The organism is Acidimicrobiales bacterium (genome assembly GCA_035294085.1).
Classification (GTDB): Bacteria; Actinomycetota; Acidimicrobiia; order Acidimicrobiales; family Bog-793; genus DATGLP01.
This window is the reverse complement of sequence record DATGLP010000009.1, coordinates 21447-43115: the sequence shown is the minus strand read 5'-3', so window position 1 is coordinate 43115 and position 21669 is coordinate 21447. Positions and strand designations below refer to the sequence as shown.

General features: G+C 72.8%; 21 protein-coding genes. 13 read left to right on the top strand and 8 right to left on the bottom strand.

The window, feature by feature from the left end:
* Positions 1-10: 10 nt before the first annotated feature.
* Positions 11-892: a sugar phosphate isomerase/epimerase family protein gene (locus VKV23_03775; GenBank protein ID HLI15158.1), complete on the top strand. Its 882-nt coding sequence runs from the start codon at positions 11-13 to the stop codon at positions 890-892.
* Positions 893-926: 34 nt separating this feature from the next.
* Here VKV23_03775 and VKV23_03770 read toward each other — a convergent pair whose 3' ends face one another.
* The 6 genes from VKV23_03770 to VKV23_03745 form a co-directional block, all read right to left on the bottom strand.
* Positions 927-1808, bottom strand: coding sequence for a fumarylacetoacetate hydrolase family protein (locus tag VKV23_03770; protein HLI15157.1), 882 nt, complete (start codon positions 1806-1808; stop codon positions 927-929).
* Positions 1805-2467, bottom strand: a complete 663-nt coding sequence (locus VKV23_03765) for a carboxymuconolactone decarboxylase family protein (protein ID HLI15156.1) — start codon at positions 2465-2467, stop codon at positions 1805-1807. Before VKV23_03765 ends, VKV23_03770 begins: the two co-directional genes overlap by 4 nt.
* Positions 2464-3282, bottom strand: a complete 819-nt coding sequence (locus VKV23_03760) for an SDR family oxidoreductase (GenBank protein HLI15155.1) — start codon at positions 3280-3282, stop codon at positions 2464-2466. The genes VKV23_03765 and VKV23_03760 overlap by 4 nt, the downstream gene beginning before the upstream one ends.
* A complete protein-coding gene (locus VKV23_03755; GenBank protein ID HLI15154.1) occupies positions 3282-4067 on the bottom strand; it encodes an SDR family oxidoreductase in 786 nt (261 codons plus the stop codon). The genes VKV23_03760 and VKV23_03755 overlap by 1 nt, the downstream gene beginning before the upstream one ends.
* Positions 4068-4303: 236 nt before the next feature.
* Positions 4304-5005 (bottom strand): helix-turn-helix domain-containing protein, encoded by a 702-nt coding sequence (locus VKV23_03750; GenBank protein ID HLI15153.1) that lies wholly within the window; start codon positions 5003-5005, stop codon positions 4304-4306.
* 64 nt (positions 5006-5069) lie between these two features.
* The gene (locus VKV23_03745) at positions 5070-6305 is read right to left on the bottom strand and encodes an FAD-dependent oxidoreductase (protein ID HLI15152.1); all 1236 of its coding nucleotides are present in this window, start codon (positions 6303-6305) and stop codon (positions 5070-5072) included.
* A gap of 125 nt (positions 6306-6430) precedes the next feature.
* On the opposite strand from VKV23_03745, the gene VKV23_03740 reads away from it, so the two are divergent.
* On the top strand, positions 6431-6892 hold the full coding sequence (locus VKV23_03740; GenBank protein ID HLI15151.1) for an FABP family protein: 462 nt from the start codon (positions 6431-6433) through the stop codon (positions 6890-6892).
* Between the two features lie 5 nt (positions 6893-6897).
* Here the strand turns inward: VKV23_03740 and VKV23_03735 are convergent, their stop codons facing one another.
* Positions 6898-7791, bottom strand: a complete 894-nt coding sequence (locus VKV23_03735) for an alkaline phosphatase family protein (GenBank protein HLI15150.1) — start codon at positions 7789-7791, stop codon at positions 6898-6900.
* A 524-nt stretch (positions 7792-8315) separates the two neighbouring features.
* Between VKV23_03735 and VKV23_03730 the strand changes: the two genes are divergently transcribed.
* From VKV23_03730 to VKV23_03680, 11 genes are all read left to right on the top strand, one after another.
* Positions 8316-9176, top strand: coding sequence for an ABC transporter permease (locus VKV23_03730; GenBank protein ID HLI15149.1), 861 nt, complete (start codon positions 8316-8318; stop codon positions 9174-9176).
* Positions 9177-9181: 5 nt separating this feature from the next.
* Positions 9182-10060, top strand: a complete 879-nt coding sequence (locus VKV23_03725) for an ABC transporter ATP-binding protein (protein HLI15148.1) — start codon at positions 9182-9184, stop codon at positions 10058-10060.
* A 49-nt stretch (positions 10061-10109) separates the two neighbouring features.
* Positions 10110-11192: an ABC transporter substrate-binding protein gene (locus tag VKV23_03720; protein ID HLI15147.1), complete on the top strand. Its 1083-nt coding sequence runs from the start codon at positions 10110-10112 to the stop codon at positions 11190-11192.
* An 82-nt stretch (positions 11193-11274) separates the two neighbouring features.
* Positions 11275-12375, top strand: coding sequence for an LLM class flavin-dependent oxidoreductase (locus VKV23_03715; protein ID HLI15146.1), 1101 nt, complete (start codon positions 11275-11277; stop codon positions 12373-12375).
* Positions 12376-12445: 70 nt separating this feature from the next.
* Positions 12446-13807, top strand: coding sequence for a dihydroorotase family protein (locus VKV23_03710; protein ID HLI15145.1), 1362 nt, complete (start codon positions 12446-12448; stop codon positions 13805-13807).
* A 45-nt stretch (positions 13808-13852) separates the two neighbouring features.
* Positions 13853-14362, top strand: a complete 510-nt coding sequence (locus tag VKV23_03705) for a hypothetical protein (protein HLI15144.1) — start codon at positions 13853-13855, stop codon at positions 14360-14362.
* A 76-nt stretch (positions 14363-14438) separates the two neighbouring features.
* On the top strand, positions 14439-15446 hold the full coding sequence (locus VKV23_03700; protein HLI15143.1) for a D-cysteine desulfhydrase family protein: 1008 nt from the start codon (positions 14439-14441) through the stop codon (positions 15444-15446).
* 52 nt (positions 15447-15498) lie between these two features.
* Entirely contained in the window at positions 15499-16827 is a 1329-nt protein-coding gene (locus VKV23_03695) for a RidA family protein (GenBank protein ID HLI15142.1), read from the top strand.
* A gap of 55 nt (positions 16828-16882) precedes the next feature.
* Positions 16883-17713, top strand: coding sequence for an amidohydrolase family protein (locus VKV23_03690; GenBank protein HLI15141.1), 831 nt, complete (start codon positions 16883-16885; stop codon positions 17711-17713).
* A gap of 263 nt (positions 17714-17976) precedes the next feature.
* Positions 17977-19203, top strand: a complete 1227-nt coding sequence (locus VKV23_03685; protein HLI15140.1) for an amidohydrolase family protein — start codon at positions 17977-17979, stop codon at positions 19201-19203.
* On the top strand, positions 19194-20255 hold the full coding sequence (locus tag VKV23_03680) for an LLM class flavin-dependent oxidoreductase (protein HLI15139.1): 1062 nt from the start codon (positions 19194-19196) through the stop codon (positions 20253-20255). The genes VKV23_03685 and VKV23_03680 overlap by 10 nt, the downstream gene beginning before the upstream one ends.
* Before the next feature lie 286 nt (positions 20256-20541).
* On the opposite strand, the gene VKV23_03675 is transcribed toward VKV23_03680, so the two are convergent.
* Positions 20542-21612, bottom strand: a complete 1071-nt coding sequence (locus VKV23_03675) for a 2-hydroxyacid dehydrogenase (GenBank protein ID HLI15138.1) — start codon at positions 21610-21612, stop codon at positions 20542-20544.
* Positions 21613-21669: the final 57 nt, after the last annotated feature.

Sequence of the window (21669 nt, the reverse complement as noted above, 5' to 3'; positions counted from 1 at the left end):
GAGGGCGGCGGTGCACGAGCCGAGGTACAGCGTCGCGACGTTCATGACGCCGCACAACACGATCCTCGAGGACATCGAGCAGGTCGCGAGGGTCGGCGCGGACGGGATCGGGCTGTGGGAGGCGAAGTTCGGCTCGACGAGCGACGGCGAGCTGGCGGACGCCCTCGCGACGGCGGGGCTGCGAGCGAGCTTCTGCCTGCCCCGCGTGTGGACCATCCTGCCCGGTCCGGTCGACGCGCCCGCCGAGCGCGACCTCCAGCGGCGAGCCGACGCGATCTGCGCGAGCATCGCCCGGCTCGCCGCGCTCGACCCGGTGGGCATCGTCGTCGGACCTGGCAGCTCGGGCGACCCCGCCCGTCCGGCGGGCCCCCTCGAGGCCGTCGCCGAGAAGCTGGTGCTCATCGCGGATACCGCCGCCGAGCACGGCCAGCGCGTCGCCTTCGAGATCCTCGCCCGCCGGCGAGGCTGCCCGATCCGCTCGATCGACGAGCTGGCGGCCCTCGTCGACGCGACGGGGCGGCGCAACGTCGACCTGTTCCTCGACGTGTGGCACAGCTGGTCGGACCCGGGCGTCCACGACCAGCTCGCGCGCCACGCCGGGCGCGTCGCCTGCCTCCAGGTGAACGACGTCCGCTACGAGGAGCGCAGCTGGGCCGACCGAGCGCTGCCCGGGGAGGGGCGCGCCGTGTGCGCCCGCTTCGTCGCCGCGCTCGTTCGGGGCGGCTTCGACGGGTGGTTCGAGCTCGAGGTGCTCTCCGACGACGGCACCTACGGGACGCCGCTCCCGGACTCGCTGTGGCGCCTCCCCCACGAGGAGCTGCTGCGCCGGGGTCGGGCGGCCTTCGAGCGCGTCTGGCGAGAGGCGGCGTCGCTCGCCGGGCCGCAGCACTGAGCGCGACGGCGCCGGCTCCCGGGCGCGTGCGCCCTCACAGCCAGGACTCGCTCGTCGGGCGCGGCGTGTCGTGGGCCGCCTCCCAGGCGACGACCGGGTTGCGCAGGATGCCGAGCTTCTCGATCTCGGCCTCGACGACGTCGCCTGGCCGCAGGTAGTTGGCGAAGGGGTCGTCGCTGCTCGCCGCGACGCCCGCGACCGTCCCCGTCGTGAGGAGGTCGCCGGGGCTGTAGGTCTGCGGGGAGTGGTAGGCGACGAGCTGGTAGACGGACACGGACATGCGGCTCGTGTTCGACTTCTGGCGCACCTGGCCGTTGACCCGCAGCTCCATGTCGAGGTCGTGCGGGTCGCCCACCTCGTCGGCAGTCACGATGTACGGCCCGATCGGGCAGAAGGTGTCGATCGCCTTGCAGAAGGAGAAGACGCCCGATGCCATCTCGCGCCGCTGGATGTCGCGCGCCGTCACGTCGTTGAAGACGAGGTACCCGGCGACGTGCTCGACGGCCTGCTCGGCGCTGAAGAAGGCGCCCGCCTTGCCGATCACCATGGCCATCTCGAGCTCGTAGTCGAGCTCGTTCGTGAGCGCCCCGGGGTAGACGATCGGGTCGTCCGGCCCGATGATGGCGTCGACGTTCTGGAAGAAGACGATCCCCTTGTTGACCGGGTGCGACCAGTTGACCCGGGCGAGGTCCTCGTGGTGCTCCCGGAAGTTGCCGGCCGTGTGGAAGAACTTCTTCGGGACGATCGGGGCTCGAAGGCGCGCCTCGCCGATGGGGACGACCTCGCCGGTCTCTCGCACCGCGCCGCCGGCCTCGAAGTAGGCGCGCATCGACGGGCAGTCGAGCTCCACGATCACGTCGTCCTCGAGCCGGCCCACGCGTCCGGTCCGCCCGGCGTCGAAGGTGACGAGCTTCATGGTGTGCCTGCCTTTCCGCCGTGCGCGCCTGCCGGCAGGGGGGTCCGGAAGGCGCGCAGGCTGAGCGCGAGCATTCGGTAGTAGCCGACGAGGTGGACGAGGTCGGTGCACCCGGCGATCCCGAGCGCCTCGACGAGCTCGGCGAAGAGCGCGTCCTCGAGGTCGCCCGTCTCCACCAGCGAGGCGACGGCGCGGCGCACCGCCGCCTCGTCGCGCTCGAGCCCGGGGGCGCGCACCCCCGTGCGCAGAGCAGCGAGGTCCACCTCGGCGAGGCCGGCGCGCCGCGCGAGCGGCTCGTGGGCGAGCCACTCGAAGTCGCTGCGGAGGCGTGCCGCGATCTCCAGGACGGCCACCTCGCGCTGGCGGGGGCTGAGCGCCGAGCGGTAGCGCAGGGCGGCGCCGAGCGCCTGGACCGCGGCGCCGACCGCCGGGCTGAAGAGCATCGCGTTGAAGGGGCCCTCGAGCCGCCCGGTGGCGTCGGCGAGGAACGAGCTGGCCGCGTCACGTCGCCGGGGGCCGGCGACGATGGCGTCGTAGACCGCGCGCTGCTCGGCGGTGAGCTCGTCGGGGTGCAGCCAGGGCAGGCGCCCGGCGCGCGCCTCGGCGGCGGCCGCCTCGGGCTCGGCGGGGGGCGTCGGCGCCTGGCCGCGCTCGCTCATGCGCCGATCATCGAGTAGCCGCCGTCGCACATGACGAAGTTGCCCGTCATGTGGGCTGCCTCGTCGCTCGCGAGCCACAGCGCGGCGGCCGCCAGCTCGTCGGGACCGGGGATTCGCCCCATCGGCGTCTGGCTGAGGACCCGCTCGCGCCGGCCGCTCAGCCAGTCCTCGCGCCCGAGCGTCGACTCGGTGGCCATGAACCCGGGGCCGAAGGCGTTCACCCGCACGGTCGGCGCGAAGGCGGCCGCGTAGGACTTCGTGAGCCCGAGCATGCCGTACTTGCCGGCCGCGTACTGCGGGGCGCGGGGGCTGCCGCGCACGACGACCGTCGAGCCGATGTTCACGATGCTGCCCCGGCCGCGTTCGAGCATCCTCGTGCCGTGCTCGTGGATCATGAGCATCGTCCCCTTGATGTCGACGGCGAGCACGCGGTCGATCACCGCCTCGTCGATGTCCCGCCACGACATCTGGTCCGTCGCGATGTCCCCGACGTTGTTGACGAGCACGTCGATGCCGCCCGACGCGCCCCACGCCTCGTCCGCCATGCGCCGGATGTCGTCCCAGCTGCGAAGGTCGCCCTGGACGAGGACCGCCCGGCGCCCGGTGGCCTCGACCCGAGCGACCGTGCGGCGGGCGCCCTCGGCCGAGCGGTTGTAGTGCACGACGACGTCGGCGCCTTCGGCCGCGGCGCGGCGCGCGAGCGCCGCCCCGAAGCCGGTGCCGGCGCCGGTGACCATCACCCACCGGCCGGCGAAGCGGGGGAACGCGGGGGGCTCGGCGGGGTCGGTGGACGCGGTGGATCCTGGCGCGGCCATCAGACGAGCGTCCTCCCTCCGTCGACGTAGAGGATCTGGCCGGTGACGAAGCTGGCGAGCGGGGACGCGAGGAAGGCGACCGGCCCGGCGACCTCCTCGGGAGTCCCGAGACGGCCCGCGGGCACGAGCGACTCGAGTTCGCGCCGGTGCCCGTCGCGCTCGAGGTACTCGCGGGTGAGGTCGGACTCGACGTAGCCGGGTGCCACGGCGTTGACGGTGATCCCCTCGCCCGCCCACTCGCGCGCCATCACCCTGAGCAGCTGGTTGAGCCCGCCCTTCGTCGCCGCGTAGGGGGCGTGGTGCGGGTGCGCGAGCAGCCCCGAGACCGAGGAGACGAAGATGATCCGACCGCCGCCCGACCCCCGCATCGCCTCGCCGGCCGCCTGACCGAGGAAGAAGGCGCTCGAGAGGTTGACAGCGAGGATGTCGTCCCACTGGGCCTCGTCGATCTCGAGGACCGGGAGCCGGTAGTTGACGCCGATGGCGTGCACGCAGATGTCGACCCCGCCGAGCTGCGCGCACGCGGCCGCGACCGCGGCGCGGCAGTCGGCACGTTGGCGGAGATCCCCGGCGAAGGTCGCGACACCGGCGCCGAGGGTCCCGAGCTCCGCGGCGAGCGCCTTCAATCGCTCCGCGTCGCGGTCCGCGAGGGCCACGTCGCAGCCGGCTCGGGCGAGCAGACGCGCGCACGCCGCCCCGATGCCGCCCACCCCGGCGACGAGCGCCCGGCGGCCGGCCAGGCCGAGGTCGCCCGGCCCTGCAGCTGCCCGCTCCTGCGGCCCCACGCTCCCCTCCCTGCGCCCGGCGCGACGGGGCCGGCAGTCCGCGCCGACCCGAAGTTCGCATCGTGAAAGTCGGTTTTATTATGCTCGCCCCGCTCCGGCCGGGTCAACGGCGCTCGGGGGCCTGCCAGCTCGAGACCGCAGCATGTCGCCCACGGCGAGGCGAGCGCCTCCCCCCCCGGGTCGTGGCACGGGTACCCGAGGCCGACCCGAGGCCGACCTCGCGGCGCTGGCAGCGGTCAGGCGCGCCCGGACGTCCCTCGCGCCGGCTCGAGGTCCTCCGCGCCGGCGCGGCGCACGACGACACGGCAGCCTGCTCGCCGCGCATCGCGTGTCGTGAGCCGCTCCATGCGCAGGCGACCGAGTCCCTCGGCGAGCCCCTCCGCGAGGCCGAGGTGGAGCTGGCAGACCGTCTCGGGGTCCCCCTCGGCGACGGCGGCGAACGGGCAGCGCCCGAGCACGAACTCGACGAGCTGACCGCGGTCGCGCCGCAGCGGACGGAAGCCGCGCGAGACCATCTCCTCCTCGAACAGGCGCGCCGGGTCCTCGCTCGGGCCGAGGGCGCGGGCGCGGCGCAGGCCCTCGCGCCGGCCCGCCGCCCGGGCTCCTTCCCGACGGCGCACGGCCTCGCTCAGCAGCGTCGCGAGCCAGACGTAGGCACCGGGGGTCCCGAAGCGCCCCGCCGCCTCGGGGTGGAGTCGGTACAGCAGGCGCGGGCGGCCGGGCCGGTTCCGCCGCTCGAGCTCCTCGAGCACGAGACCGGCGTCGCGAAGCACCGCGAGGTGCTGGCGCACGGCGTTGTGGTTGAGGCGAGCGAAGCTCGTGAGCTCGAGCACGGCGACGGGCTGGTGGGCCTCGGCGATGTAGCGGAACAGCCGGTAGCGGGTGGGCTCGCCGAGCGCGCGCGCCTGCCGCTGCCACTCGTCCGACGCCGCGTCCACGAATTTTCAGTCTACGCCCGAAATAAGCGGTAGCGCGCCGTTGCTGCCCGGCGTCCGGGCGCGATCAGGGCGAGGTGGCCTGGACGAGGGAGGCCAGCTCGACGGAGGGGTCGGCGAGCGCGTCGCGCGCGACGGGTTGTCCGCTCGCCACGAGGGCGGCGATGTCGTCGGCCACGTCCCAGACGTTGACGTTCATCCCTGCGGCGACGCGGCCGTCCTTCAGGTAGAAGGCGATGAAGGCGCCGTCGGACATCTCGCCGCGCACGAGGACCTCGTCCCAGTCACGGGCCAGGCCGGAGTACTCCATCCCGACGTCGTACTGGTCGGAGAAGAAGTAGGGGAGGCGCGTGTAGGGGGCGTGCCTGCCGAGCATCCCGAGCGCCGCGGCGGGACCTTGGTGCAGCGCCGACGACCAGTGCTCGAGGCGGACGCGCCGGTCGAGGACGGGGTGCCAGGCGTTGGCGACGTCGCCGGCGGCGAAGACCCCCGTCGCTGCGGTCGCCAGGTGCTCGTCGGTGAGGATGCCGTTGTCGACGGCGAGGCCGGCCGAGCGGGCGAGCTCGGTGCGCGGCGCGACGCCGACGCCCACGACGACGACGTCGCCGCGGACGACGTCCCCGCCGCTCAGGCGCACGCCCTCGGCGTGTCGGGTGCCGACGACCTCCTCGACGCCCGTCGACAGGCGCAGGTCGACGCCGTGCGATGCGTGCAGGTCGCGGTAGAAGCGGCCGAGCTCGGGTCCGAGGACGCGCTCGAGCGGGAGCGCCGCGACGTCGAGCATCGTGACGGGCGCGCCCATCTGGCGGGCCGAGGCCGCCACCTCGCAGCCGATCCAGCCCGCCCCGACGACGACGACGCGCTCGGCGGCGCGAATCGCCTCGCGCAGTGCGTCGGCGTCGGCGAGGTCCCGCAGGTAGTGGATGCCGGGCAGGTCGGCGCCGGGGACCGGCAGGCGACGCGGCGCGGCCCCGGTGGCGAGGAGGAGGGCGTCGAAGCCGAGGCGCTCGTCGCCGGAGAGGACGACCTCGCGCCCGTCGAGGTCGAGCGCGCTCGCCGAGGTGCCGAGACGCAGCTCGATCTCGTGTGCGTCGTAGAAGGAGGCGTCGTGCACGTAGACCTTGTCGCGCCCGGCCTCGCCGCGCAGGTAGTCCTTGGACAGCGGCGGTCGCTCGTAGGGGCGGGCCTCCTCCTCGCCGACGAGGACGACGCGCCCCTCGAAGCCCTCGGCGCGAAGCGTCTCGGCCGCCTTGGCACCGGCGAGGCTCGCGCCGACGATGACGAAGCACGGCTCGTCGCGCACTCGTGGCCACCTTCCTCGCGCCGGGTCGCCGACCGGCGACACACCCATCCTCGCGCCGGGTCCGGCGCCGGTCGAGGGCCGGGGCGCCGCTGGCGGGCGCAGCGCGGCCGGGCGATCATGGCGCCGTGCGCGTGCACCCTGCGGTCGAGGCCCTCGGGTTCCTCCTTGGGACGTGGTCGGGGACCGGGCGGGGACGGTACCCGACGGTGGCACCCTTCGCCTACCGCGAGGAGGTGGCGTTCTCCCACGCCGGGCGGCCCTTCCTCTCGTACCGCCAGGAGACCTTCGCCGAGGACGACGGCCGGCCGCTGCACGCCGAGGTCGGCTACCTGCGCTGCGCGGGACGCGCCGTCGAGCTCGTCGTCGCCCAGCCGACCGGGCTCGTCGAGGTGGACGAGGGGACGCTGGAGGGCACCACGCTGTCGCTCTCGAGCCGCCTCGTCGGGCGCACCTCGAGCGCGAAGGCTGTCGACCAGGTCAGAAGGACGGTGCGCGTCGACGGGGACGTCCTCACCTATCGGCTCGAGATGGCGGCCGTCGGCCATCGCCTCGGGCTCCACCTCGAGGCGGAGCTCCGGCGCGCCTGACCTCCCTACGGGCGGGGGACGAGGGCGACGCGGCCGTTCGACGCGTCGCACGCCTCGGCGAGGCACGCGAGCCCGTAGGCGGCCTCGATGCTCCCGAGGAGCCCGAAGTGGTTGACGTAGCTGCGCAAGGCCCCAGCTCCCTCGGTCGCGCGTGAGATCACGAGAGTCGGCACGTGGTTTCCCTGCCCGCTGAGGTGCTCGCCGAGGCCCTGACCGGCGCTGTCGCCCTCGTCGTAGGTGAGGACGACGACCCCGCCGGCGCGGTACCAGCGGGTCGCCTCGATGGCGGGCAGCTCACGCGCCAGGAAACGGTCGCCGGCGGCGACCGTCGCGCACGGCTCGTCCCCGCCGCCGTCGTGGCAGATCTGCGGGCTGTACCAGACGAAGTCCGGCGGTGCCGAGCTGTCCAGGTCGGCGAGCAGCCTCGAGGAGGGCCGGATCTTCGCGCAGTCGGCGCGCACGACGGCGGGGAAGTACACGAACGGGTCGTGCCGCACCCCGTAGGCGGGGAGCGCGCCCGGGCTGTTCGCCTCCCTGCAGTCTCCTGCCATCCCGCCCATGTAGGCGGCCCAGGGTATCGACGCCGCATCGAGCTGGCTGGCGAGGTTCGGCCCGCTCGCGCGACAGCCCGGCCCGGGCTGGCAGTCCGCCGTCGCCCAGGGGAAGAAGCGGCCGCTGACGAGCGCGAGGTAGTTGTCGAGGCTGTAGTGGCCGATCCCGTAGTAGTCGGTGAGGACCTCGAACCGGCGGGCGAGGCGCGTCTCGTAGGGCGCGCTCGGGCTCCCGACGACCTCGCCGTAGGAGCGGTTCTCCATGACGAGGACCATGACGTGCGGTGGCGTGCCCGGTCGGCGAGATCGCGCCGGCCCGCTCGTGTTCGGCGCCGTGCTCGGTGCCACCGTGCTCGGTGCCACTGTGCTCGGAACCGGCCTCGCCGAGGGCGAGGCGGTGCAGGCCGCGAGGGACCCGGCGAGGGCACCGGCCGCGAGGGCCGCGAGGCTGCGCTCCCATCTCGTGCTGACGGCCCGGCCCTCCTTCGTCTGCCCCGATGGAAGCACGCGCTCAGCTCGCGCGGCGCGCGCCCAGCGCCCGGGGCGGCCGCGCTGGCGCTGACGAGGCCCGCTCGCGTCGTCGCAAGACGGAACGTTTCGTCTTGACAGCGCAGGAGATCGCCGGTACCGTGAAACTTTGCCAGTGGGGGGCACGGCGCGAGGGGGCGTCTCTGAGGAGGCTCCTCGCGGGGGAGGCTCGGCAGCTTGGCTCCCGAGGACCGAGGCAGGCCACGATGGGAAGCGCCCAGCCCCGGTGGCTGGGGACCGCTTCGTAGCGATGGGTTCCTCGGCGCGGCGCCGACCTCGTCGTGCGCTCGGCGCGGCGCTCGGAGCGCTGCCAGGCCCGCCACACCGTCGTCGGAGGAGAAGGCGTGCCCTCCGCGCTAGGCGAGGCGGGCGAGGTTCGCGACGAGGGCTCGGCGCCGCCGGCGGTCGCGCTCGTCGAGGCGGAGACGGGGCGCCTGCGGCGCACCGTCGCCACGAGGTCCGCCATCTTCGTCGTCTACGTCGCGGCCGTCCTGGTGATCTGGCAGTACGCCGTGCGGTGGTCGCACACGACGAGCGTGGTGCTGCCGACGCCGACGGAGGTGTGGCACGAGATCGTCACCCAGCCGCACCTCCTGCTCACCAACACGTGGGTGACGAGCTACGAGAGCCTCGTCGGCCTCGGCATCTCCCTGCTGCTCGGCGTCGCCCTCGCGCTCGTCCTCGCGTACTGGACCTGGGCGAGCGTCACCGTGCTGCCGACCGTGATCGCCCTCCAGGCCGTCCCGAAGGTCGCGGTCGCGCCGCTCATCGTGATCTGGTTCGGCCTCGGCGTGACCTCGAAGATCGCGACCGTCGTGAGCATCTGCTTCTTCCCGATCTTCATGAACACCGCGCGCAGCCTGCGGACGGTCGAGCGTGAGTACGTCGACCTCGTGCGCGGCCTGCACGGCACGAAGTGGCAGCTCTACCGGAAGATCCGTGTCCCCTGGGCGATCCCGTCGATCGCGACCGGCCTGCGCATCGCGGTGCCCTTCGCGATGCTGGGGGCGATCATCACGGAGTTCATCGCCGCCCAGAAGGGTCTCGGCTTCGTAATCCTCTCGGCGAGCCAGAACCTCCAGACGCCCCTGACGCTCGCTGCGATCTTCTTCGTCACGGTGGCGACGGGCCTCTTCTACGCCATCGCCATCGCCCTCGAGCGCCTCGTCGTCCGGAAGTTCCCGATCGAGGCCGGACGGGAGTAGGGGCGATGCGGGTCCTGCACCAGCAGCCGCCGAAGGTGGGCTGCGGCATCGAGGTTCGAGGCATCTCGCGCAGCTTCGCGCAGCGCGGGCGGACCCTGACGGCCCTCGAGGCCGTGTCCTTCCGCGTCCCGCCGGGTTCGTTCGTCTCGATCGTCGGGCCGAGCGGCTGCGGCAAGACGACCCTGCTGCGCATCATCGCCGGCCTCCTCGAGCCGAGCAGCGGGTCGGTCGCCTTCGTCGACGCCGAGGGGGCGCCGGTCAGCGCGAAGTTCGGGATCGTCTTCCAGAAGCCGGTCCTGCTTCCGTGGCGGTCGGTGCTCGCGAACGTGCTCTTCCCCGTCGAGATCGAGGATCGCCGCCGCAAGGGCAGGATGCCGGTCGAGGTCGAGGAGCGGGCGAAGGCGCTCCTCGCGGACGTCGGCCTCGCCGGATTCGAGACGTCGTACCCGCACGAGCTCTCGATCGGGATGCAGCAGCGCGTCGCGCTGTGCCGCGCGCTCATCACCGACCCACAGGTGCTCCTCCTGGACGAGCCCTTCGCGGCGCTCGACGCGATGTCGCGCGAGCAGGTGGGCATGCAGCTGCACGACGTGTGGCTGAAGACGGAGAAGACGGCGGTCCTCGTCACCCACAGCATCCCCGAGGCCGTCCTCCTCGGGACCACCGTCGTGGCGATGACCGCGCGCCCGGGACGCATCGCGGCGGAGCTGGACGTCGACCTGCCGCGCCAGCGCGACCTCTCGGTCCTCGCGGATCCCGAGTTCGCGCGCGTCGCCGGTCACATCCGCCGGCTGCTCGAGGTGCGCCCGGGGCCTGCGTCCAGAGGGCTGCCGGCGGACGAGCCGTCGCCAGGCGCGAGGCGCGTGAACGTCGGGCTGGACTGACCGGAGGCCAGCCGAGCTCGCACAGGTCAGCAGGGGAAAGGGGGGCCAGATGTCACAGGTGAGCCAGATGTCACCGGCGAGGAGGGGTCGCTTCGCAGCGGCGATGGCCGTTGCGCTCGGGGTGGTCCTCGGCGTCTCGAGCGGCGCCTACGCGACGAGGGCGCCGAAGGCGTCCGCCGGGAAGGCGCCGAGGGCGGTGCCGACCGCCAGCGTGACGGTCCAGACGAACTTCGCCTTCGACGGGACGCAGGCCGCGTTCTTCGTCGCGAAGTACGACGGCTTCTTCGCGCGCCAGCACCTCGACGTCACGATCATCCCCGGCCAGGTCGCGGCGACGGGGCTGACGAACGTGATCGCCGGCAAGGTCGACTTCGCCCTGACGTCGTTCAGCCTGCTGCCCGCCGCCATCCAGGCGGGCGCGAAGGTGAAGGCGATCATGCTCTGGTACCAGCACACCGCGATGGCGGTGTGCGCGCTCGCGAGCAAGCACAAGCTCACGAAGCCGGCGTCGCTCAAGGGCTTGACGATCGCCCTGCCGCAGGGGTCGACCACGCAGGTCTTCACGCCGGTCCTGCTGCGGATCAACCACGTCCCGGTGAACTCGATCCACCCCGAGAACATCGCAGCGTCCCTGTACGTCTCGGCGCTGTTCAACGGCGAGGTCGACGTGATCCCGTGCTTCCTGAACGAGTCCTACTGGGTGAGCAGCGCGGAGGCCGCGAAGCTCGGCGAGAAGCTGAGCGTCCTGCCCTTCGCCAAGTTCGGCGTCAACCCCTACGACGACGTCGTCGTGGCGAGCGACGCGACCCTGGCGCACCGGCCGGGCGTCGTGCGCCGGTTCCTGAAGGCCCTCGTCGGCGCCGAGCTGTACATGCGCTCGCACACCTCGGCTGCCGTGCGGGCGACGCTCGACGCGCAGCCGTCGCTGAACCCGACCGTCGTCGCCCACCAGATCCAGGTCACGGCCGGAGAGGGCAACGTGCTCGACTTCGACCTGCACGGCTACGGCTGGTTCAACTCGACGCTCGTGCGCCAGTCGCTCGCGCTCTTCCGGCGAGGCGGCATCCCGGGTGCGAGGGCCGTCACGCCCGGCGAGCTGTACACGAACGCGTACCTGCCCGGGAAGTCATGACCGCAGGAGACGGGAGCCGAGCCGGCGACGTGGGCGACGGGCAGACGTGCGCGTAGACCTGCGCGTCCCCCCGTGCGGGTCCGTGGCCGCGACCGTGGACTTCTGCGTCCGTGCGGAGCGTGCGGGGTTCTCGGGGGTCGGCTTCGTCGACTCCCAGCTGTACCTGCGCGACGCCTACGTCGTGATGAGCCACGTCCTGCAGGCGACGCAGACCCTGCGCGTGCACCCGGCGCTCACCTGCCCCGGGCCGCGCCACGTCTCGGTCATCGCGTCGGCGGCCAAGACCGTGCAGGAGCTCGGTCCGGACCGCTTCGAGCTGTGGCTCGGCCGCGGGGGCTCGGCGAGCCGCGCCGTCGGGCTCCCGCAGCTGCGGGTGGGCGAGATGCGCGAGGCGATCACCCGGCTGCGCGCCCTGCTGGCCGGGGAGCCCTGCGACTTCGAGCCCTCTGAGGGGATCGCGGAGCCTGGCGGGGAGCGGCGGCCCTACTTCGACGAGGGCTTCGCGCCGAAGATGTACCTCGGGGGCGGGCCCCCCGTCCCGATCTACCTCGCCGTCGGGGGCCCGCTCACCGGTCGCCTCGCCGGGGAGCTCTGCGACGGCGTCCTGCTGTGCGCGGGGCCGAGCGAGGAGGACATCGGCGAGGCGCGGCGGTGGGTCGCCGACGGCGCCGCGCGCGCGGAGCGGGAGCCTCGCGCCATCCACGAGTGGTACCAGATGCGCTGCCTCGTCCGCGACACGAGGGAGGAGGCGGTTCGGTCCTGGAGCCCGAACCTCCCTGCGGTGCTCGACAGCCCGCGCGCCGACGAGTGGCTGAAGAAGAACCACATCGACTTCGAGCTGACCGACGACCTGCGCGAGGCGGTGCGGGCGGTGCACCGGGCGCTCCGGCGCCTGTACCCCGAGGAGATCCACATCCTCGACTGGGAGGCGGCGGTCCGCATCTGCCAGGTCATCCCCTACGAGCTGCAGGAGGCGATGGCCGACCGCATGGCCGTCGTCGGCACGCCGGAGGAGGTGCGGGACCGGATCAGGGACCTCGAGCGCCTCGGGTGCGAGAACCTCTACCTCTACCCGTGCTGGACGTTCCAGTACCCGGAGCCGGAGCTGCGCGCGTTCGAGGAGGTGATCGGGCCGAGCCTCGGCCCGAGGCGTTACGCGCCGTGGCAAACGATGGCGCGCTGATGGCACGCCGGCCGGTGCGATCGGCGGGCAGCGACCCGGCGACGGACGACGACTGAGAGGGTGGTGGAGCGTGGTCGACCTCGTGATTCGCAACGGGCGGGTGTTCTCCGATGGGGAGCTGACGCCCGCGGACGTCCTCGTGGAGGGGCCGAGCATCGTCGGCCTCGCGAAGGCGGGCACGGCGCCGGCCGCGCCGGTCGACATCGACGCCAGCGGCCTCCTCGTGCTGCCAGGCCTCATCGACACCCACGTCCACTTCCGGGAGCCGGGTTACGAGTACAAGGAGGACTTCGAGACCGGCTCGCGCGCCGCGGCAGCCGGCGGCATCACGATGTTCGTCGACATGCCGAACCTCGAGCCGCCGCCGAACACCCTCGAGCGCTTCCATGCACAGAACGAGCTCGCCAAGGCGAAGTCGTACGTCGACTTCAACCACTGGGCGTCGCCGACGCGCCTCGAGGAGATCCCTCGCCTCGCCGAGGCCGGGTGCCCGGGCTTCAAGTTCTTCATGAAGGCTGCCCACTACCCCTACCGCGGGGAGATCTCCATCACCGACCACGGCGAGATCCTCGAGACGATGCGCGCCATCGCGCGGACGGGGCTCATGACCGTCGTCCACCCGCACAACCAGATGCTCTGGGACCAGCGCGTCGCGGCCCGCCAGGCGCAGGGCAGGCGGGACCTCGCCGCCTGGTCCGACGCGACGTACGGGGACGACGACGTCGTGGAGACGACGGCCATCGCGACGCTCGCCATCCTCGCGAGGGCGGTCGGAGCGAGGCTGCGGATCCTGCACATCCAGGGGAGGCCGCAGCTGCGCATCGCTCGTGCGCTCAAGGCAAACGGGTACCCCTTCGTGGCGGAGACGAACCCGTGGGCCGTCGTGCCGATCGACCCGATCGGCCTGCAGGGGGACGAGGACGTCGCCGCCAACTGGCAGGCGATGGAGGACGGGACGATCGACCTGATTGGCTCGGACCACGCGCCGCACACGAGGGAGGAGCACGAGCACTGCCGCGTCGACGCCTTCGACTCGGTCGTCGCCGGCTACCCCCTCTGCGAGCACTGGGCGTCCATCTTCCTCACCGGCGTGAACGAGGGGAGGCTCTCGCTGCGGCGCTTCGTCGAGCTGTCAGCGGTCAACCCCGCCCGCAACATCGGGCTGTACCCGCGAAAGGGTGCGCTGCGTGTTGGCTCGGACGCCGACTTCGTGCTCGTCGACCTGGACCGCGAGGCCGTGCTCGGCGAGAGCTACCCGGTGTTCTCGAAGATCGGCTTCACCCCGCTCGAGGGGCTGAAGGTGAAGGGGGTCCCCGAGTACACGATCGTGCGCGGCCGCGTGGTCATGGCGCACCGCGAGGTCGTCGGGAGCCCGGGCTACGGCGAGTTCGTCGCCACGGGCCCGAAGGAGGAGGACGCGCGCTCCCGCTAGGGGGGCGCGTGCGGCAGAGCGGGAACGAGGAGAGGAGTGCCTCCGGTGTCGACCCAGAAGTTCCAGAAGATCACGGCGAGCGCGGACGAGGTGGAGACCGGCGAAGAGCGGACGCTGCCGGGGCTGTTCCAGGCCGGCAGCGGCATGCGGAGGTTCGTCACCCACCGCGACCTCGACTACCGGGCGGGCTACACGAAGGTCGCGCGGGGCCAGGGGTTCAGCACCTTCTTCTGGTACGACGAGTTCTGGGTCGTGCTCGAGGGGCACGCCGAGGTCCAGGCGCTCGACCGGCCGAGCGGCGCGTCGTGGGACGAGCGCCTCGGGCCGAAGGACCTCGTGTACATCCCGTCGGGCACGAGGGTCAGCCTGGCCGTGCCCGAAGGCGAGGACCACATCCTGTTCTTCTACATCGCGCTCCCGGCGTCGAAGAAGCACGCGCACTGGCTCGCCTCGATGCAGCCGGAGGACCTCGAGGACATCCGTGCCCGCAACGAGCACACCGCCGAGGGCGCCGAGGAGGAGGCGCGCCGCGGCGGGCCGCGGGTGGCGCGCTGATGTCCGCGATCGGCGAGGCTCGCCCGCCAGAAGCGAGCCCGCGGCGTCGCCGGGCGGGCTGCAGCCGGGGGCCGCGATGACGGCGGACCTGGCGGCGGTGGACTTCGCGAAGCTGCCGCAGCACCCGCTCGCGATGGTGCCGACGCCGCTCGTGCGCGCGCCGCGCCTCTCGGCGGCCGCGGGCGTCGACCTGTGGATCAAGCGGGACGACCAGACCGGCCTCGCGCTCGGTGGCAACAAGGCTCGCAAGCTCGAGTTCCACCTCGGCCACGCGCTCGCCGAGGGAGCGGACACGCTCATCACGATGGGCGGCGCGCAGTCGAACCACTGCCGCATGACCGCCGCCGCGGCTGCGGCCTGCGGGCTCGAGGCGCGCCTCGTCTTCAACGGCGAGCCCATCCTCGTCGAGCAGGGGAACATGGTCCTCGACCGCCTGCTCGGTGCGACCTGGACCTTCCCGAAGCCGGGCCAGTCGAGCGTCGAACGCATGGAGGAGATCGCCGAGGCCCTCTGTGAGGAGGGCCGCCGGCCGTACGTCATCCCCTCCGGCGGGACGAACGGCCGCGGGGTCCTCGGGTACGTGAAGGCCGGACTCGAGATCGCCCAGCAGTGCGCCGAGCTCGGCATCTCGGCGCGTGCCGCCTACAGCGCCGCCGGATCCTGCGGGACCGTGGCCGGCCTCGCCCTCGGCTTCGCGCTCGGCGGGCTCGCGACCGAGGTCGTCGCCGTCTCCATCTCGCGCGGGGTGCCGGACAAGGTCGCCCAGGTGCGGTCACTCGTGGGGGAGGCCGCCGCCCTGCTCGGCGTCGCCGTCCCGCCCTACCGCCTGCGAGTCAGCGACGACTACCTCGGCGAGGGCTACGGCAGGCCGACGGAGCTGTCCACCGAGGCGCTCTCGCTCGCGGCGCGGACCGAGGGCATCATCCTCGATCCCGTCTACACCGCCAAGGCGCTCTCGGCGGTCCTCGGTGACCGGCGCCGCGGCCTGCTCGACGCCGACGACCTGGTGGTGTTCGTCCACACCGGCGGCACCCCGGCGCTCTTCGCCGAGCAGGACCTGTACTGGCCGAGGACCGGCTCGTGATGAGGCGCGAGATCGCCCGGGCTCGGCGGGAACGAGGAGGAGAGGGACGACGATGAGCGAGACGCCTGGTCCTCGGCGCGGACGTCGGGTGGTCGGCACCGTCGACGCCGGGGGCATCTACACCTCTCGGCTGGCGGGCGGCGGGGACTTCATCTTCCTGGCGAGCACCGCCTTCGACGAGACGGGCGGGATCCCCGCGGAGGTGAGCGTCCCGCCTCCCTACCACGCATCGCCCTCGGCGGTCGTGCGTGCGCAGACGCGCTACATCTTCGAGCGCTACCGGGAGGGTCTCGAGGCGCTCGACTCCTCGATCGACGACATCGTGCAGCTCGAGCAGTACATCGAGCTGAAGGCCCACGCCGACGGCTACGTCCAGGTCGCCCGCGGGCCCGGCTTCATGGAGAAGAACCGTCCCGGCAGCCTGCTCATCCAGGCGGGCCACTACCTCCCGCCGGGCGCGGTGGTGAGCACGACGGGCATGGCCCTCGTGCCCGATCCGGCGCGCGGCATCGTCAAGGAGCAGTTCGTCTCCGCTCGACCCGGCGAGGAGGGCCATCCCGCGGTCGCCGGGGACCGGGGGAACCCCTCGCTCGGCTTCGCCGAGATCGTGACCGGCGGCCCCTACGGCTTCGCGACCTACTACCCGATCGACTACCAGACCGGCATCCACCCCGAGGCGCGCGCGCCGGACTGGATCTGGTGGGGGAGCGAGATCCGGCAGGAGGCGCAGTACGGCGCGCGCGTCCTCAAGCGGCGCCTCGACGCCGTCGGGTCCGACGTCTCCCACGTCGTCAACTACACGCTCTACCTGACCGACCTCGAGGACCTCTACGAGTTCGACCTCGTCTGGCGCGAGACGCTCGGCGAGTTCGCACCCTCGCGCACCGTCGTGCCGGTGCGGGGCATGGGCACGCCGCGCCAGGAGGGCGCCAAGGGGCAGGCGCAGGGAGCGTGCAAGATGGAGATCCAGTACCGCTTCCTGCGCCCGGGGTTCGGCATCGACGCCGTCCCCATCTCGACGGGGCGGGGCGTCCTCGGGCACGAGTCGGAGGCGGTACGCGCGGGCGACCTCCTGTGGATCTCCGAGGCGGTCGCCGGCGACCCGCAGCGACCGGGCCCGCGCCGGCCGGCAGGTGTCCAGATGGCGGAGATCCTCGAGCGCCTGGACGAGACGTGCGAGGCTGCCGGGTCGTCGCTGCGCAACCTGCTGCGGCTGCGGGCGTTCGTGACCGAGCCGGGCGACGCCTACGCCGTCTACGGCGCGGTCAAGAAGGCCATCCCGCACGACCCTCCCTGCGTGTGCGTGACGGTGGTGCCCGGCCCGCTGCAGGTGCCCGGCTGCACCGTGCTCGCCGATGGCGTCGCCTGGATCCCCGGGTGACGCGGGCCGCGCCCGCGGCGTGGCGCACGGCGCGGGCCGAGGCGCGACGGGCACGGTGCGCGCTGGCGAGTTGCCGGCGCGTCGAGCGGTCGACCCGGACGGTACCGGCTACCGAGTCGTCGACGTCCACCAGCACCTGAGCGATGACGCCGACGACGACCGTGCCGACGCCTGCGCCCGGCGGCGCTTCATGGACCGCTTCGGCATCGACGCGGCCTTCCTGCTGCCGCCGGTCCTCGGCTCGGCCCGAGCCAGCGCTGACCGGCTCAACGAGCGGGTCGCCTCGTACTGCGAGATCGACCGGGAGCGCTTCCCCGTCGGGATCGGCACCGTCGAGCTCGGCGCGAGCGAGCGCGCCACGCTCGGGCAGGTGCGTCGTGCCGGCGAGCTCGGCCTGCAGGGCATCGCCTGGCACCACCTGTTCCTCGGGGAGTTCCTCGACTCGCCCGCAACCGTGCGGGCCGTCGAGGTCTGTTGCGCCGCGGGCGTGGACGTCTTCTTCGTCCACGTCGTCGCCTCGTCCCTCCTCGAGGCGCCGTGGCGGCTGAGCCGGCTCTGCGGGCACTTCCCGGACGTCACCTTCGTCGTGCTCGACGGCCTGTCGAGCCCGCACCACGGCCAGGGCATGATCGAGCTCGCCCGCTCGCACCGCAACGTCGTCCTCGACACCGCCGTGCTCTCCTCCTACGGCAACCTCGTCGAGCGCTTCGTCGAGGCGAACGGCGACGACCGCCTCGTGTTCGGGAGCGACTACGCCGTCGTCCCGAAGCCCTTCTGCTTCCCGTACTCGCTCGCCGAGATCCTCCACAGCGACCTGCCGACGGCCAGCAAGGCGAGGATCCTCTCCGACAATGCCTCGGGGATCGCACGACCCGCCGCGCCCTGAGCGCGAGAGGACCGGCCCGATGCGCCGCCGGGGCGAGGACGCCGTGCCCGTGGCGCCCGACGTCCGCGACTCGGCCGCGCCGGAGACGGCCGCGGCCGACGCGCGCCGGGAGGCCACCCCGCTCGAGCGCGGGCGGGCGGCAACGAGGCGCCGGGCGCCACCCGCGCCGGGTACCGGAGTGGCCGGCGGGCCGGCAGCGTCCCCGCCTCGAGGCTCGCCGGTCCGGCCTCGCTCGGTGACGGCGGATGGAAGGAGGACGTCGAGTGCTCATCGACTGTGACTCGCACGTGTTCCCGAAGGACGCGTTCGACTACGTCCCGGCCGAGCTTCGCGAGGCGGCGCCGACGGCGACCTTCGACGAGGGAGGTCACCTGGTCGGCCTGGACTTCCCCGGCGCGCCGCCCTACGTCCCGGGGACGACCCCACTCCCGGCCGCAGGGCCGAGCAGCGGGTCGCGTCTCGACGGCGACAGCGACGTGGATGCTCGACTCGCCGACCTCGACCGCATGGGCGTCGATCACCAGCTGCTGCTGCCGCAGTTCTCCGGGTGGTGGTCGTACCTCATCGAGCCCCACCTCGCGAGCGCGATCGCGCACTCCTGGAACGTCGCCATCGGCAAGGTCGTGGAGCGCCACCCCGACCGCTTCTCCGGCGTCGCGATCGTCGCGCTCCAGGATCTGGAGTCCTGTCTCGAGGAGCTCGAGTGGGCACGCTCGGCCGGCTTCGTCGGGGTGGCGCTCGACCAGACGGTTCCGGAGGCCGACCACCCCTACGGGAGCACGCTCGCGACGCACCGGGAGTTCTGGCCCGTGTTCGCCTGGTGCGAGGCGCACGGGTTCCCGGTCGTGATCCACAACGTGTCGCACGGCCACCGGCTGCTGAACTGTCCGCGCTTCCTCTCGGACGGGCTCGACTTCTTCGCGATCTCCGAGCCACGGATGAACCTCGTCGCGATGATCACCACGGGTCTCCTCGACCGGTACCCGAGGCTGCGCATCGTCCAGGCGGAGTCCGGCACCGGGTACCTGCCGCAGCTCGTCGAGGACCTCGACCAGTACTTCGGTGGCGGCTACTCGGTCCCCTACGACGCAGACGAGGCGACCCCGGCAGCGGTGCGAGGGGCAGCGAAGGCGCGCAGCTCTCCCGAGCGCGTCGGGATCGCCGTCGAGGGCGTGGACCGCTTCGTCGACCCGGAGCGGCTGCGCCCGAAGAACCTGCGTCCTCCGAGCACCTACTTCCGGGAGAACTACTACTGGACGATCGAGACCGAGGAGCGGGGCCTGCTCGACGCGATCGCAGTCCTCGGGGCCGAGCGGTTCCTGTTCGCCACGGACTACCCCCACGACGACCCCGGCGGTCGGATGAAGTTCCGCGACCGGGAGCGCCTCGCCGGCCTGGACCTCTCCTCGAGCGAGCGCGCGCTGATCGGTTCCGAGAACGCCCGCCTGCTCTTCGGCTGCCCGCGCGACGCCGCGCCGCCATGCGCTTGAGCCTGGGCGTGCGTGCCCGATCCGCCGCGATGCTGCGCGAGCTCGCCGACGTCGCGCGAGCCGAGGCGCTCGACCGGGTCTGGGTCTACGACTCGGGCCGGTGCATCGAGGCGATCGCGAGCATGGCCTTCGTGGCCAGCGAGGACCCGGCGCGCACGGTAGGCGTCGCCGTCGCGAACACCGAGACGAGGCACCTCGCCGTCCTCGCCAACGCGATCGCCACGATCAGCAACCTGTCGGGCGGCCGGGTCGTCCTCGGCCTCGGCCGGGGCGACAGCGCGCTCAAGTTCCTCGGGCTGCGTCCGACGCCGCTCGCCGAGCTCGAGCGCCGCGTCGTCACGCTGCGAGCGCTCCTCGACGGCGAGCCGGTCGAGTTCGGCGGTCGCCGCTTCCGGCTGCCGGACCCGCCTCGCCGGCACGTGCCGATCCTGCTCTCGGTGGAGGGCCCCCGCACCTGCGAGCTCGCGGGTCGGCTCGCGGACGGTGCCATCGTCCCGATGGCAGCTCGCGTCGAGGCGCTGCGAAGCGCAGCGGACCTCGTCCGCGACGCCGCGTCGAAGGCCGGGAGGGACCCGAGCTCGCTCGAGGTCTGCGGCTGGCTGCACGGGGGCTGCGGCCCGACCGACGAAGCGGCACTCGAGGCCGTGCTGCCCGAAGTCGGCCGTTCCCTGGCCGCGGCCGTGCTCGCCCGCTCCCCGGCGTGGCACGAGGGGGCCAGGGAGCTCGACGCGAACGTCCGTGCGAGGATCGCCGAGCTCGCGGCGAGCCAGGAGGACGAGCGGCGGCTCGGCCGGGAGGTCCTGGATGTCGCCGGGGAGTCCCTGTTCTTCGAGCTGACGATCGCCGGGACCGCGGTCGCCTGCCGGGACAAGGTGGCAGCGCTCGCGCAGGTTCCGGGCGTCACCGAGCTCGCCTTCAACGTCTACCCGCCGGACGCGTCCCGCGAGTTCTGCCGCGCCGTGCTCGGTCCGTTCCGGGGCCCGCCGGCCCCTGGGACGAGCCTCGCAGCGCCCAACGACGCCGGGGGCGAGGCCTCGACCGCCCAGCGGTGACCCGTTCAACTCGCGTTGCCGAGTCGAGCGGCGATGTCGCAGCGCGGTGAATCGCGAGCGTCGTACCGCGAAGCAGGACAGCAGCCGATCGCTTCCACGTCGGCGGCCGCTGGCGAGCTTGTACGGAGCCTCGATGGCTTGGAATGGAGCCTGGGCGTGGGCAGCGCTATAGGCCCGACGCATCGCAACGTCATGGAGTGCCGCGGGCCTGGCTCAAGCCTTGGCTACTGTCGGGTGTGGAGGAGAGAAGACGAGCCTCACGGGGCGGGCGCGGCCGATGGGCTCATTACCGGCCGTTGCAACCGTGTGCGGGTCGGTTGCGGTCTGGCGCGCGCCGTGGCGCCGCGGCAGCGGGTCCCGCGAACACCTCGGGGTTGACGAGATTGTACGGCTGCGCGCCGGCGAGGTAGCGAGCGACGTCGTGCGCGACGATCGCAGCAGCGCGCTCCGCCGTCTGCTTGCTCGCGCCTGACAGGTGCGGGCTGAGAACCAGGTTTGGCGCGCGAAGTATCGGTGATCCTGGTGGAGGAGGCTCGGGGTCGAAGACGTCGAGCGCTGCACCAGCAAGGTGCCCAGACTCGAGTGCTGCACAGAGGGCGTCCGTGTCGACGAGTGCGCCGCGCGCGGTGTTGATGAGGTACGAGCCTCGGGCCATCGTGGCGAGCTGTGCCGCGCCGATGATGTGCTGGGTCTCCTCGGACAGCCGGGCATGGAGGGAGACCACGCGCGAGCGCTCAAGCAGCTCTGCCAGGCCGACGGCGACCGCGGAGGCGTGTGTGAAGCACGATCGGTCGACGTAGGGATCGAAGACGAGGATCTGCGAGCCGAACGCTGCGAGCAGATGTGCGACGGCGCTCCCGACAGCGCCGAACCCGATGAGCCCAACCGTCGTGCCCGCGAGCTCCGTCCCGGCGCGTTCGTACGCGTAGTCGCCGCCGCGCCACACGCCCTGCTGGAGATCTGCGTGCACGGCCGGAATTCGGCGCATCGTCGCGAGCATCAGCGCGATGGTGTATTCGGCCACGGCTTGCGCGTTTCGCCCCGGCGCGCTCGCGATCGCGATCCCCAACCTCGTTGCGGCAGGCACGTTTACGTTGACCGGCCCGCCTCGAGCGACCGCGACGAACCGGAGCGAGCGCGACGCCCCGAGGACGCGCTCGGTGAACGGTGCCATCTGCGTGACGCAGATCTCGATACCTTCCAGCGCGGCGATGAGGTCGTCCTCTGATCCGGACGCTTCATTCACCTCGCCGATGGACCTGAACGGCTCGTGCGGCCAGGGCAGCAGGAGCGTGCTGAACTCGACGGGCTCGGTCACCAACGCGCGCAGCGCGTCCTCAATGAGCTCTGGGCGCATGAAGTGATCGCCAGCTACCAGGATCCGCTTCAGGGCGCCTCCTCTCGGTCGGTCCAC